The 13,899-nt window shown below is 71.4% G+C and carries 7 protein-coding genes; all 7 read left to right on the top strand.

Annotated features, from left to right (window positions below; genetic code table 11):
- Positions 1-49: 49 nt before the first annotated feature.
- From QOM21_RS21035 to QOM21_RS21065, 7 genes are read left to right on the top strand one after another with little or no spacing between them, the layout of a single operon-like run.
- Entirely contained in the window at positions 50-3,472 is a 3,423-nt protein-coding gene (locus QOM21_RS21035; protein WP_407552216.1) for an amino acid adenylation domain-containing protein, read from the top strand.
- 32 nt (positions 3,473-3,504) lie between these two features.
- A complete protein-coding gene (locus QOM21_RS21040; RefSeq protein WP_407552218.1) occupies positions 3,505-7,131 on the top strand; it encodes a type I polyketide synthase in 3,627 nt (1,208 codons plus the stop codon).
- Positions 7,118-8,419 (top strand): MFS transporter, encoded by a 1,302-nt coding sequence (locus QOM21_RS21045; protein WP_407552219.1) that lies wholly within the window; start codon positions 7,118-7,120, stop codon positions 8,417-8,419. The genes QOM21_RS21040 and QOM21_RS21045 overlap by 14 nt, the downstream gene beginning before the upstream one ends.
- Positions 8,416-9,723: a cytochrome P450 gene (locus tag QOM21_RS21050; RefSeq protein WP_407552221.1), complete on the top strand. Its 1,308-nt coding sequence runs from the start codon at positions 8,416-8,418 to the stop codon at positions 9,721-9,723. Before QOM21_RS21045 ends, QOM21_RS21050 begins: the two co-directional genes overlap by 4 nt.
- A gap of 4 nt (positions 9,724-9,727) precedes the next feature.
- Positions 9,728-10,741, top strand: coding sequence for an NAD-dependent epimerase/dehydratase family protein (locus QOM21_RS21055; RefSeq protein WP_407552223.1), 1,014 nt, complete (start codon positions 9,728-9,730; stop codon positions 10,739-10,741).
- Complete coding sequence (locus QOM21_RS21060) at positions 10,738-11,535, top strand: hypothetical protein (protein WP_407552224.1); 798 nt, start codon at positions 10,738-10,740, stop codon at positions 11,533-11,535. Before QOM21_RS21055 ends, QOM21_RS21060 begins: the two co-directional genes overlap by 4 nt.
- Positions 11,532-13,883 (top strand): amino acid adenylation domain-containing protein, encoded by a 2,352-nt coding sequence (locus QOM21_RS21065; RefSeq protein WP_407552225.1) that lies wholly within the window; start codon positions 11,532-11,534, stop codon positions 13,881-13,883. The genes QOM21_RS21060 and QOM21_RS21065 overlap by 4 nt, the downstream gene beginning before the upstream one ends.
- Positions 13,884-13,899 lie beyond the last annotated feature (16 nt).

The following is a 13,899-nucleotide window of genomic DNA, read 5'->3' on the forward strand; positions in this document are numbered from 1 at the left end:
GCGTCCCCCGGGTCACGGCTACCGCACCGTCCTCTTTGGAGATTGACCAATGACGCTTGAAGATCTTGCCTCCGCCGTTCTGGGCACGGATGTGGACACCGCGAGTTTCTCGACGCAGAGCTTCATCGAGCTGGGCGGGGACTCGCTCCGCGCCATGCGTCTGGACGCGATGGCCCAGGAACGGCTCGGCCTGAAATTACCGCTGAAGGCCCTGCTGGGGGGCGAGCCACTGACCACCGCCCTCGGCCAGGCGGAAGCCGCACCCGCGGCCCCGGCCGCCGGGACCGGCGCCCCGGCGGAGCAGGATCTGAACGGTCTCTCGCACACGCAGCGCGGTATGTGGCTCATCGAGAGCATCACCGGCGGCTCCCCGTACAACCTGGTCTTCACCGCGTTCGTCGACGAGGGAGAGCTGGACCTCGGCACCTTCCGCGCGGCGGTCGGCGCGACCGTCGCACGGAACGAGGGGCTGCGCACCGTCTTCACCGAGGGTGACAACGGTGTCGTACGCGAGGTTCTCGACGAGCACACCCCCGAGTTCAGCAGCTTCACGCACGACGGCGCGCCGGACGGCTTCGAGGAGTACGTACGGCGGATCACCGGCGAGGAGTCGCGCCGCCCCTTCGACCTCAAGGCCGAACCCGCCGTAAGGTTTCTGCACTTCGCGCAACCGTCGGGGCGGCAGGCCGTGGTGCTGACGGCGCATCACATGGTGCTGGACGGCTGGTCGGTGGGTCTGACCCTCAAGGAGATCTTCGCCCACTACGAAGAGCTGAACGGCGGCGCGCCCGCCGGCCTCGGCCCCGGCGTCTCCCTGAGCGCGCTCATCCGCAGCCAGGAGGAGCAGCGGGCCGGCGGTGTGTGGGACCGCGACGCCGAATTCTGGTCCGGTCACCTGGCCGGTGTCCCCACGGTGCTCGATCTGCCCGCCGACGGTCAGCGGCCCCCCGTCCAGGACGCGGCGGGAGACCGAGTCCCGCTCGACCTCGGCGGTGCCGCGAGCGCCAAGGTCGCCGCCCGCGCCCGGGAACTCGGCATCACCCCGTTCGCCCTGCTGCTCGGGGCCTTCGGCCTGACGCTGAGCCGGACCACCGGCGCCCGCAGCCTGCTCATCGGTGTGCCGCTGCTGGGGCGCGGGACCGCCGAGCTGGAGCGTCTCGTCGGGGTCGCGGGCAACCTCGTACCCGTCCGGATCGACGTGGACGACGAGTCGACGACGGCGGACTACCTCCGCTCGGTACAGCGGTCCCTGACGCTGAGCATCGACGCCGGGCACCTGCCCTTCGAGGAGCTGGTCGCCCGTCTCGGTCTGGAGCGGAGTGTCGGCTGCCACCCACTGGTCCAGGTGTGCTTCGGCATGCACGACCAGCTCGTGCCGAGTCGTCTGACGACGCGGACGCTGGACGTCCGGGTCGAGGAGGGCCACGGCGGCGGAGCGCAGTTCGACCTGACCCTTCTGGTCGGCCGGTCGGAGCCCTCGCTGGCCGGGCACGTCGAGTACGCGACCTCGGTGTGGAACCAGGCCGAGGTCGACGGATTCATCGCCGACTTCCGAGCCGCGACCGAGCAACTGGCCGCAGAGGAACTGGCGTTGGAGGACGTGCGCTGCCTCTCCGACGAGCGCCGGGCACAGCTCGCGGCGATCAACGTGGTCCGCGAGGAGTTTCCCACCACGTCCGTGGACGACCTGTTCAGGGAGACGGCCCGAAGGTTCCCCGACGCGGTGGCGGTCCGCGAGGGAACGGTCGAACTGACCTACTCGCAAATGGCATCGGCCGTCGCCGAGCAGGCGCGGCTGCTGCGCGAGGCGGGCGTCGGATCCGGTGACACGGTCCTCATCGGGGTCGAGCGTTCCGTCGCCGAGGCGGTGGCGGTCCTGGGCACCCTGACGGCCGGCGCAGCGTACGTCGGCGTGGACCTGAGCCTGCCCGCCGCGCACACCGAGCTGATCGTGGCCAAGGCCGCACCGGCCGCGGCACTGGTCGCGCCCGAGGCGGCCGGCCACGAAGGGCTCCGGCGCGTCGCTCTCGTCAGGACCTGGGACACCTCCTGGGCACCCTCCGGCGACGAGCCCGCGGAGCTGCCCAAGACGGACCCGGCTCGGCAGGCGTACGTGGCCTTCACCTCCGGCTCCACCGGCGAACCCAAGGGCGTCAGCATTCCGCACCGCGCCGTCATCCGGCTGGTCCACGAGGCCGGTTACGTACGGACCGGGCCCGGCGAGGTCATGCTCCGGCTGTCGCCGCTGGCCTTCGACGCCTCCACCCTCGAACTGTGGGGAGCGCTGCTGACCGGCGCCACGCTGGAGGTGTACCCGGCGTCGGCGCTTCCTTCCCCGACCGAGCTGGGCGCCTTCCTGCTGGAGCGCGAGGTGACGGTCGCCTGGCTGACCGCGGGCCTCTTCCGCCTGGTCGAGGAGTTCGCCCCGGACTCCCTCGGCGGGCTGAAGCAGCTGCTGACGGGCGGTGACGTCGTCCCGCACGACCACGCCGCGCGAGCCCTGGCCCGCCACCCCGAGCTGGTCATCACCAACGGCTACGGACCGACCGAGAACACCACCTTCACCGCCACCCACACGGTGCGCCGGCCGGAGGACATCTCCGGGCCGCTGCCGATCGGCACGCCCGTCCCGGGCACGCGTGTGTACGTACTCGACGACCGCGGGCGGCAGGTCCCGCCCGGTGCGGTCGGCGGACTGTACACGGGCGGTGAGGGACTGGCCGACGGCTATGTGGGGGACGAGGCGGAGACCGCCCGGTGTTTCGGGCACTTCTCTCCCGACGTCCAGGAGCGGCTGTACCGCACCGGCGATGTCGTACGACTCGACACCCGGGGCCGACTGGCCTACCTGGGACGCTCCGACGATCAGGTCAAACTCCGCGGCTACCGCATCGAACTCAGCGCGATCAGCGACGCGTTGAAGGCCCACCCCACGGTGCAGGACTCGGTGGTCGTCGTCACCGGTGACAACAGCGCGGAGAAGCGGCTGGTCGCGGCCGTCGTCCCGGCCCCGGGCGCGGAACTCGGCACGGGCGAGCTGCGCGACCGGCTCGCGGGCACGCTGCCTTCCTACATGGTGCCCACGCTCTGGGCGCTCGTGGACAGCATCCCGGTGACGCCCAACGGAAAGGTCGACCGCAAGGCACTCGCCGCGGTGGCCGCTCCCGCGGGACAGTCCGCCCCCGCCGCCGCGGCAGCCGCACCGGCGGCGGCCGACGACGACGTGACGGCGGCCATCCGCGCCCTCTTCACGGAGGCGATCGAGCGCACGGGCAGCCGCTCGGGCGACGCCGCCCAGCGGATCGACGACGACACCGACTTCTTCGCGAGCGGCGGTACCTCGCTGGGCGCCGTGCAGTTGATCCGGCTGGTGAAGGAGCGGCTGGGCGTGACGCTGAAGCTGCGCGACATCCTGCTGACGCCCACTCCGGCCGGCGTCCTGCGGGTGGTCGAGAAGGCCCGGAACAAGTGAGCGGCCCGGTGAAGGGCAGGGGGAGCGCGGAGATGGGCACGGAGCATGCGATCGCCGTCGTCGGAATGGCGTGCCGGTACCCCGGTGCGGCCGATGTGCGGGAGTTCTGGGAGCTGCTGCGCGGCGGCGTCGAGGGGATCACCCGTTTCGACATCGACGACCTCGTCGCGAAGGGCGCGGACCCCGATCTCGTACGGCGCCCGGAGTTCGTACCGGCCAAGGGGGTCCTGGACGGGGCGCAGAACTTCGACTGGCCGTTCTTCCGGTACAACCGGGCGGACGCCGCGAACATCGATCCGCAGCAGCGCGTCTTCCTCGAATGCGCCTCGACCGCCATCGACGACGCGGGGCTCGACCCCGGCAGGTTCCCGGGGCGGGTCGGTGTGTACGCCGGATCCGACCGGACCCTGCTGGACGCGGGGGACGACGTGACCCCGCTGGTGCGCGTCGTCAGCCACGAGAAGGACTTCGTGGCCACGAGGGTGGCGTACAAGCTCGGGCTGCGGGGCCCTGCGGTCACCGTGCAGACCGCCTGCTCCACCTCCCTCACCGCGATCCACATGGCCACCCAGGCGCTGCTCGGCGGCGAGTGCGACGCGGCTCTCGCGGGCGGTGTCGCCGTGTCGCCCCTGGGGGAGTGGGGCTACCTCCACGAGCAGGGCAGCGTGCTCTCCCCGGACGGCCACTGCCGTCCCTTCGACGCGCAGGCGGGCGGCACCATCCCCAGTGAGGGCGTCGGGGTCGTCGTTCTCAAGCGCCTGGCGGACGCCCTGCGGGACGGCGACCGGATCGCGGCGGTCGTCCGCGGCTCGGCGCTCAACAACGACGGGGCGGACAAGCTCGGCTTCACCGCCCCCTCCATCCCCGGCCAGAGCGAAGTGATCCGGCACGCGCACAAGGTCTCCGGCGTCTCGCCGTGGGAGATCGACTACGTGGAGTGCCACGGCACGGCGACCCCGATGGGCGACCCCGTGGAGGTGGCCGCGCTGACCGATGCCTTCGGGACGGCGCCCGAGGACCACACCACGACGTGGCTGGGCGCGGTCAAGAGCAACATCGGCCACACCAGCGCGGCCGCCGGCGTCGCGGGCTTCATCAAGACGGTGCTGATGATCGAGCGCCGGGAGCTGGTGCCGACGCTCCACTTCACCAGCCCCAACCCGCTGCTGGACCTGGACTCCTCACCGTTCCGGGTGTGCACGCGGACCGAGCCCTGGCCGGCCGGCGGGACGCCCACGGCAGCGGTCAGCGCCTTCGGCGTGGGCGGCACCAACGCCCACGTCATCCTCCAGGCGGCCCCCGAGCGGGAGCTCCCGACGGCCGGACCCGGCCCGCACGTCCTCACGCTGTCCGCGGCGTCGCCCGACGCGCTCGGCCGGCTGCGCCAGGACCTGGCCGGCCCCCTGGAGTCCGACGGCACCCTCGAACTGCCGCGGGTCGCTCGCACGTTGGCGGACCGGCGGCGCTTCGCCCACCGCCAGGCGATCGTCGCGCAGGACCGGGCCCAGGCCGCCGGGCTGCTGCGCGACGCGCCGCAGCCCGCCGCGGGCAAGCCCCTCTCGCAGGTCGCCTTCCTGTTCCCCGGCCACGGTGTGCTGCGGCACGCGGCAGGTGCGCCGGCCTACCGGCTGCTGCCCGAATTCCGTGAGCGGTTCGACGAGATCGGCGAGTTCGTCCGCGGCACCTACGGGCTCGACCTCTCGCCGATCGTGACCGAGACCGACGTACCGCCCGAATGGTTCAACGACCTGGCGCACCAGCAGGTGGGGCTGTTCGCGATCGGCTACGCGCTCGGACGGCAGCTGGGCGAGTGGGGGATCAAGCCCGCCGCGCTGTTCGGCAACAGCGTCGGCGAGTACGCGGCCGCAGCCCTCGCCGGGGTGTGGTCACCGACGGACGCGGCGGTCCTGGTCCACGAGCGGGCACAGGGATTCCGCGCCACCGAGCCCGGCCGGATGGTGGCCGTCAGCGCGCCCCTGGAAGAGGTGGCCCGCCGGATTCCCCCGGAGGGCAGGGTGGCGGTGTCGATGGTCAGCCGCGGCGGGGTGGCGATCTCCGGCCCGGCGACCGAGATGACGGAGCTGCTGGAAGGCGACGCCCTGAAGGGGCTGGACCTGCGCGTGCTGAACGTCGACCGGGCCGCCCACTGCGACATCCAGGCGCCCGTGGCCGACCGGCTGACGAAGCTGATCACGGCCATGCACACGCAGCTTCCCGCCCTGCGACTCGTCTCCGACGTCACCGGCGACTGGGCCGGCCCGGACGCCGTGTGCGGTCCCGAGTACTGGGCGGAGCAGGTCTGCCGGCCCGTTCAGCTGGACGGCGGCATGCAGACCCTGCTCGGGTCGGACTGCGACACGTTCGTCGAGCTCGGACCGGGCAGCACGATGCTGGGCGCACTGCGCTTCCGCGAGGAATGGGACCCCTCCCACCACACGGGCGTGCCGATGCTCGGCAGGCCCGAGGACGGCGAGAGCGGCCTGCTGCGGGCGCTCGGCACCCTGTGGGAGCGCGGCCTCGACGCCGTGGAGGAGACCCTCGCGGGCACCGGGGACCGTCCGTTCCGCTGCTCTCTGCCGGGACACCCCTTCGTCGCCCAGGACCCGCGGACCGAGCCGCCGCGCCCGGCGTCGGGCCGGGAGCGCCGCACGCCCGCGGCCGGCGGCCGGCCGACGGCGCGCGCCCAGGTGGAGGAGCTGTGGTGCAGGGCGCTCGGAGTGTCCTCGGCGTCCCCCGCGGACAACTTCTTCGCCTTCGGCGGCGAATCGCTGATGGTGCTGAACCTGATGGCCCAGCTGCGGGACAAGAGCGGAGTCCTCGTCTCGGCCGCCGAGTTCATGCGCGACCCCACCTTCGGGCATCTGCTGGAACTGGCCGAGCAGCAGTGGGACGCCGCCACTCCGGCGCCGTCGCCTGTGGGTGTCGCCACCCTGCGGGAGGGCACCGGCAGGCCGCTGTTCCTGGTGGCCGACGCCGCCGAATCCGCGCTCAGCTACCGCGAACTCGCCGAGCAGCTGGACACCGACCGCCCGGTGCTCGGTCTGGAACCGCAGGCCGCCAACTCCTCGCGGATGTCCGTCCGCAACGCCGCCGCCCACCACGTCGCAGCACTGCTGCGCGCGCAGCCCACCGGGCCGTACACCGTCGGCGGATGGTCCTTCGGCGCAGTGGTGGCCCACGAGATCGCCCTCCAGCTCACCGCCCGGGGCGAGCAGGTCGACATGCTCGTCTGCCTCGACGCCTACGCGCCGGGCAGGGCGGGCCGGCCCATCGGCGCCGACGCCGGGTTCGTCCTGGGGCATCTGCGCCTCATGGCGAGCGCGGCGCTCGGCCTCGGCCAGGTCGGGGCACAGGCCCGGCGCAACCCCGCCCTGCGCGGGCTCCTGCTCGACAAGTTCCGCGTGCTCTCCCGCTATCGGCCACGGCCGGTCACCTGCCCGGCGGTGGTCCTCAAGGTCGAGGTGGACCGGCGCGAGGCGGAACTGCTGCGCCGGAGCATACGGGGCCTGTACGCGGGCGGGGTGACGGTCCTTCCCGTGAGCGGCGATCACTGGTCGATGCTCCGGAAGCCGCACGTACCGGAACTCGCCGCGGCGCTGCTCGAAGCACTCCCGCAGGACGCACCATCGGAAGAAGGAAAACACTGTGACGCTCGATGACCCTCCGGGCCAGGCCACGACCCTCGGAGAGGAAACGGCGCCGCCGGCGAAGGCGAAGCCCTCGCTTCTGCGCAACCGCTCATTCCAGGCACTGTGGAGCAGCGAGGCGTTCGCCGGCGTCGGCGAGCACGCCGCCGCGATCGCCTATCCCCTGCTGATCCTGGCAAGTTCGGGTTCGGCCGCCTTCGCGGGGGCCGTCGGCTCCGCCCAGCTGCTGGCGAACGGCCTGTCGTCGTTCTTCGGCGGCATCCTCGCCGACCGGGTGGACCGCAAGCGGCTCCTCCTTGGCTGCAACCTGGTCAGGGCCGTGCTGCTCGGGCTGTTCTCCGTGATGATCTTCTCGGGGCCGGTCAACGTGTTCGTCACGTTCGGCATCGCCATCGTGTCGTCCTGCTGCTTCGGCCTGTCGATGCCCGCGGGCATGGCCATCGCCAAGCAGCTGGTGCGGCCGGATCAGGTCACCCAGGCGACCGCGCAGAACCAGATCAGGCTGTACGGCGCGATCATGGCAGGGCCGTCCGTCGGCGGTGTCCTGTACGGCGCGGCCCGCGCCCTTCCCTTCCTCGGCGCGTGCGTCTCCTTCGCGACCTCCACGATCCTGATGCTGTTCGTCAAGAACACCCCGCGGACGGTGTCCACCGCCCAGGGCAAGAAGGAACTGTTCGGGGGGTTCCAGTACATCGTCCGCGATCCCGTGCTGCGCCCCGTGATGATCGCCATGACCTTCTCGAACCTGGCCTTCAACACGACCGGTATCTCACTGGCCGTCATCGCCACCGGCAAGGCCCGCGGCGCGTCGGAGTCCTTCATCGGCCTGACGATGTCGGTGGCCGGCAGCGGCGCGCTCATCGGCGCGCTGCTGGCCGGGACGGTCATCAAGCACATCCGCCCGTCGATCGTCTTCATGGCCGGATACTGGATCGGCCCGGTCGTCGCCGTACTGCTGATGACGGCCCCCGGGGTCCTGCCCCTCGGCCTGCTCACCGCCTGCGTGTACATCCGGGGCCCGCTCATCAACGCGGCCTACCTGACCTACGTCGCCAAGTGCGTACCGGACGGACTCCAGGGCCGGGTCATCGGCGTCATGCTCTTCACCACCACGATCATCTCGCCGATCGGCGTGCTCGCCATCGGATCGATCTTCGATGCCTGGGGCCCGGTCTGGGTGTTCGCCGCCGTCGCCGTGATCGCGACGATCGGCGCACTGCCGACCCTGAGCCGCGGCATCCGCACGCTGACCTCGCTCGACGAGACCCCTCGGTTAACGACAGCAAAGGACATGTCATGACTCAGGACGCAACAGAGGTGCCGGCGAGCGGCAAGGCCGACGAGCCGCTCCCGCCGGAGTTCTTCACCGAGCCCCTGGAGGACCGCTACACGCGGTACGCCGAGCTGCGTGAGCAGTGCCCGGTGCGGGCCATCAACCACCCGCCGGGCGCCGAGGCCTACATCGTGTCCGACTACGACATGGCGCTGAAGGCGTTCGGCGACCCCCGCATCTCGAAGTCCCTGGACAACACCCCGAAGTGGTTCCGCGACCAGCTCTTCGAGGCCAGCCCGGTGCAGTCGCGCAACATGCTCATCGCGGACGGCGCCGAGCACTCGCGGCTGCGCAAGCTCGTCAGCAAGTCCTTCGTGCCGCGCCGGATGGAGAACATGCGGCCGCGGATCCAGGAGATCGCGGACGACCTCATCGACGCCTTCCCCGAGTCGGGTGAGCTCGACATCGTGGAGTTCGCGCGGGTGCTGCCCGTCATGGTGATCTTCGAGTACCTCCGGGTGGACCTCGCGGACCGGGAGATGCTCTACAGCTGGTCGCACATCCTCGGCGGTGCCCCGTACGCCGACGAGGAGGGCAACAGGCGGCTGAAGGAGGTCAGTTCCCAGTTCGAGAAGTACATTCTCGACCTGCTGGAGGCCCGGCGCTCCGACATGGGCGAGGACCTCGTGAGCCAGTTGCTGCGGGCGGCCGAGGAAGAGGACCGGTTCACCATCGACGAGGTCGCCTCGACGATGTCCCTGCTGATCATCGCCGGGCAGCGGACCACCACCAGCCTCATCTGCAACGGCACTCACGCACTGCTCACCCACCCCGACCAGCTCGAACTGCTGAAGTCCAAGCCGGAGCTGGTGATCTCCGCCGTCGAGGAGTTCCTGCGCTACGAGTCCCCGGCCTACCGCGGCACCCTGCGGGTCGCGGCCCAGGACATGGAGATCAACGGCGTCGAGATCGGCAAGGAGGCGTTCGTCCACCTGATGATCGGGGCCGCCAACCGCGACCCGAAGGTCTTCCAGGACCCCGACCGGCTCGACATCACCCGTCAGGCCAACCGCCACCTCGCCTTCGGCCACGGACCGCACTTCTGCCCGGGTGCCCCGCTGTCCCGGCTGGAGGGGCACGTGGTCTTCCCGACCCTGCTGCGCCGGCTGTCCGGTCTCACCCTGGACCCGGACAAGGAGCCGAAGTGGGTCGCGGACAACTCGGTCGGCCGGGGTCTGACCTCGCTGCCCGTGAAGTACGACCGCCGTCTGCCGCGCGACGCCGGTGCCGCCGGCGCGTCGGGCTGCCCTGTCAACCACGGGAGCGTGTGATCTCATGAAGCTGCTTGTACTGGGCGGGACCCTCTTCCTGTCGCGCGCCATAGCCGAGGAGGGTGTGCGACGCGGCCACGACGTGGTGTGCGCGGCCCGCGGCACGTCGGGCAAGGTCCCCGAAGGCGCCACCCTCGTCAAGATCGACCGCGAGGCCCCCAACGGCCTGGACGCGCTGGCCGGCCAGAAGTTCGACGCGGTGGTGGACGTCGCCGCCATGTCCTACCCGTGGGTGCGGGACGCGTTGGCCGCGGTCGGCGCCGAGGCGGGCCACTGGACCTTCGTGTCCTCGATCAACGTGTACGCCGACGCGGTGTCCGTCGGGCAGAACGAGGACGCGCAGCTGCACCGGCCCGCCCAGAGCGGGGCGGACCAGGAGGTGCGGATCGAGCACCCCGACCTGTACGGCTCCATCAAGGTCGCCAGCGAGAACGCGGTGCGCGAGGAGATGGGCGACCGTGCGTTCATCGTGCGCTCCGGCCTGATCGTGGGGCCCGGGGACCGCTCCGACCGGTTCGGCTACTGGGTCGCGAGGATCTCCAAGGGCGGCCGGGTCGTCGTACCGGACAGCCTCGAACAGCCCACGCAGTACGTCGACGTACGCGACATGGCTGCCTGGATCGTCGACGCCGGCGAACGGCGGATCGGCGGCATCTACAACGGTGTCGGCCGCACCCGCCCGTTGGGCGAGGTCCTGGCGGACATCGTCGAGGCGGTGGGCCCGCCGGGAACCGAGCTGGTCCCGGTGCCCGAGGACCAACTGGAGCAGGCCGGCGTCCAGGTGTGGCGCGGCGACAAGTCGCTGCCCCTGTGGGTGCCCCCGGTCGACTACGGATTCATGGCGCACGACCACTCCCGGTCGGCCGCCGCGGGCTTCCGGCACCGCCCGTTCGCGGAGATCGTCGCGGGCGTCCTCGCGTACGAGCGCGAACTCGGGCCGGACCGCGAGCGCAAGGCCGGACTCACCCCGGCCGAGGAGGCCGAGCTCCTGGACCTGGTGAAAGGCGGAGAGTCTTGAGCACAGCTTCTTGGCGGCGCATCAGTGAAGGAAACCCCCACAAGGCCGTCCTCGCGGTCGACTTCGACTCGACGGCACGGCCGGAGGCGGGCTTCCGCCGGTTCGCCGCACTGCTGAAGCCGGACCGCGAGATCTGGCAGACCACTCAACCCGACGCGGCCGACACGGAGTTGCTGTCCGCCGAGACCTACCTCCAGGGGTGGCGGGAGCTGCCCGAGGGTGTGCGCGGCCATGTCGACACCGTCATGGGCTACTGCGTGGGCGGCGTGTTCGCCTCGGCGCTGGCCGACGAGATCGCCGGGGAACAGGGCGCCAGGCCGGCCCTCCTGCTGTTCGATCCGGAACCGGTCGACCAGATGTCGCTCTACCGCGACCTGAAGAAGACGGTCGACACCATGTCGCTCCTTTCCGAGGAGGAGCGGGAGGGCTACATCGCGGAGGCGCGGGGCCTGTGCGAGACCGAGCGGGACGACTTCGGCTCCCTCGCCCGCCAGGTGATCAAGCTCTACGAGACCGCCGCGGGCGTCGTCTTCGACCAGCTGGAGTTCGACGAGGAGACGAGTGAGGACCTGCTGGGGCTGTTCCGCTCGTACATCTCCTACCTGTTCGCGGCCCGGCAGCTGAACCCGGAACAGGGCTGGGCCACGGCCGGCGCGCTGACCTCGGCGCAGTCGAGCCCCGGCGCCCCGCACGCCCTCTGGGAGCGGAGCTTCCCCCTCGGCACCGAGGAGATGCTGAGCAGTCCGGACGTGGCCGAGGCCACGCACCGCTTCCTTCAGGAGCGTGGCGCATGACCGCGATGGAGATCCGAGGGCAGCACAGCGACACGGACGCGCGGGACGAAGCCGCCCCCCGTGCGGTCTTCGCCGGGGCGCTCCTCCAGGCCCTCCCGTCCGACTGGACCGATCTCGCGGTCGCCGTCACGGCGGCCTACCTGCACCGGATGACGGCGGCCCGCGACCTCGTGCTCGCCGTGGACTCCGTGCCCGTGCGACTCACCGTCGAACCCACGACGACCGTCGCCGACCTGGTGGCCGAGGTGCGCGAACGCCGCGGCGCAGCGGGCGGGTTCGCGCCGCCCGGGGACGACGCCCCGCCGCTGGGCGCCCAGGTCTTCCTCACGGACGACCCGGCCCGCGTGGAAGACCTGGCCTTCGTCTTCGACTACCGCGAAGGGGAGCTGCGGACCGAGGCCCGGGGGAACCCCGACCGCCTCACGCCTGAGCAGACGGCCGAACACACCAGTCGCATGGGCCACTTCGCCGAGCGGCTGATCGGGAAGGGGCCGGCCGCCGAGGTGGGCGAGGTGGACCTGCTCACCCCGGCCGAACACCACCGGATCATGCAGGAGTGGAACGACACCGCGCACGAGGTCTCGCAGCTCACGCTCCCGGAACTGGTCGAGGCCAACGTCGCCGCCCACCCCGACCGGCTCGCCATCAGCCACCACGACCAGCGGCTGACCTACGCCGAACTGGACGCCCGGGCGAACCGGATCGCGCGGGTGCTGCTCGGCCGTGGCGCGGGCGCCGGGGACATCGTCGCGATGGTGCTGTCCCGCTCGATCGACTACGTCGTCACCGCACTGGCCATCGTCAAGACCGGCGCGGCCTACCTGCCGGTGGACACCGGCTACCCGGTGGAGCGCATCAACCAGGTGCTCTCCGACGCCGGCGTCTCGCATGTGGTGACCGTCGCAGAACTGACGGACTCGATCCTGGTGGCCGCCGAGCAGCTGGTGCTCGACGAGGACAGCACGCGGGACCTCCTGGCGTCGGCCGACCCGAGTGCGCCGGCCGACGTCGACCGGCGGGCCCCGCTCACCCCCGACGCCCCGGCCTACGTGCTCTACACCTCGGGCTCCACGGGTCGCCCCAAGGGCGTGGTGATCGCCCACCGGGCCATCACCAACCGGCTGCACCACATGCAGCACCAGATCCCGCTGGGCCCCGACGACCGGTTGCTGCAGAAGACTCCCGCCGGGTTCGACGTGACCGTGCGCGAGGTCTTCTGGCCCCTCCTGGCGGGGGCGTCGATCGTGGTCGCCGACCCCGAGGGGCACCGCGACCCCGCCTACCTGGCCGAGACGATCGTGGCCGAGAGCATCACCATCACCCACTTCGTGCCCTCCGGGCTGAAGGTGTTCCTCCAGGAACCCGACGCGGCCCGGTGCGTGAGCCTGCGCCGTGTGGTGTGCGGTGGCGAGGCCCTGCCGGCCGAACTGCAGGCATGGTTCGCCTCCGTGCTGGAGGCCGACCTGTTCAACGTCTACGGGCCCACCGAGGCGGCCGTGGACGTCTCGTCGATGCTGTGCCCGCGGAACCCGGAGCCCGGACCGGTGCTGATCGGGCGCCCGGTCTGGAACACCAAGCTGTACGTCCTCGACGAGCAGCGCAGGATGCTGCCGCCCGGCGTGACCGGCGAGCTCTACCTCGCCGGTGTGCAGCTGGCCGAGGGCTACCTCGGCCAACCGGAACTGACCGCCGACCGCTTCGTCAGCGACCCGTTCGGCGAACCCGATGCCCGCATGTACCGCTCGGGGGACGCGGCCCGCTGGCGTGCCGACGGCGAGATCGAGTTCTTCGGCCGGCTCGATCACCAGGTGAAGATCCGTGGCTTCCGGGTCGAGCTGGAGGAGATCGAGTCGGTGCTGCTGCGCGACGGGCAGCTCAGCCAGGCGGTCTGTCTCGTACGCGAGGACGTGCCGGGTGACCAGCGGCTGGTCGCCTACATCGTCCCGGTGGCCGGCACCGAACCTGATGGGGAAAAGCTCCGTGCTCAGGCGGTGGCGGCACTGCCCGACTACATGGTGCCCACCGCGTTCGTCGCCCTGGACGCACTTCCGCTCACCCCGAACGAGAAGCTCGACAGAAAGGCCCTGCCCAAGCCGGAGGCGCCGGTGGCCCGAGCCGGCCGTGAGCCCGCCACGCCCCAGGAGCTGCTCGTGGCCGAGCTGTTCGGCGAGCTCCTGGGGGTCTCCGCGGTCGGCGTCGACCAGGAGTTCTTCGGGCTGGGCGGCAACTCCCTGCTCGCCAGCCAACTGATCAACGAGATCCACAAGCGCAGCGGCGTCCGGTTGCGCATCAAGAAGATCTTCGATGACTCGACCGTCCGGGCGATCGCCGCACTCATCACGGCGTAGTCCCACCGCGGTCCCT

This window comes from Streptomyces sp. Pv4-95 (assembly GCF_045782725.1).
Taxonomy (GTDB): domain Bacteria; phylum Actinomycetota; class Actinomycetes; order Streptomycetales; family Streptomycetaceae; genus Streptomyces.

What these genes read in the sequence shown, in the direction of transcription:
- QOM21_RS21040 (WP_407552218.1), top strand. Translation starts at nt 3,505, where the DNA reads ATGGGCACGGAGCATGCGATCGCCGTCGTCGGAATGGCGTGCCGGTAC.
- QOM21_RS21050 (WP_407552221.1), top strand. Translation starts at nt 8,416, where the DNA reads ATGACTCAGGACGCAACAGAGGTGCCGGCGAGCGGCAAGGCCGACGAG.
- QOM21_RS21035 (WP_407552216.1), top strand. Translation starts at nt 50, where the DNA reads ATGACGCTTGAAGATCTTGCCTCCGCCGTTCTGGGCACGGATGTGGAC.
- QOM21_RS21065 (WP_407552225.1), top strand. Translation starts at nt 11,532, where the DNA reads ATGACCGCGATGGAGATCCGAGGGCAGCACAGCGACACGGACGCGCGG.
- QOM21_RS21055 (WP_407552223.1), top strand. Translation starts at nt 9,728, where the DNA reads ATGAAGCTGCTTGTACTGGGCGGGACCCTCTTCCTGTCGCGCGCCATA.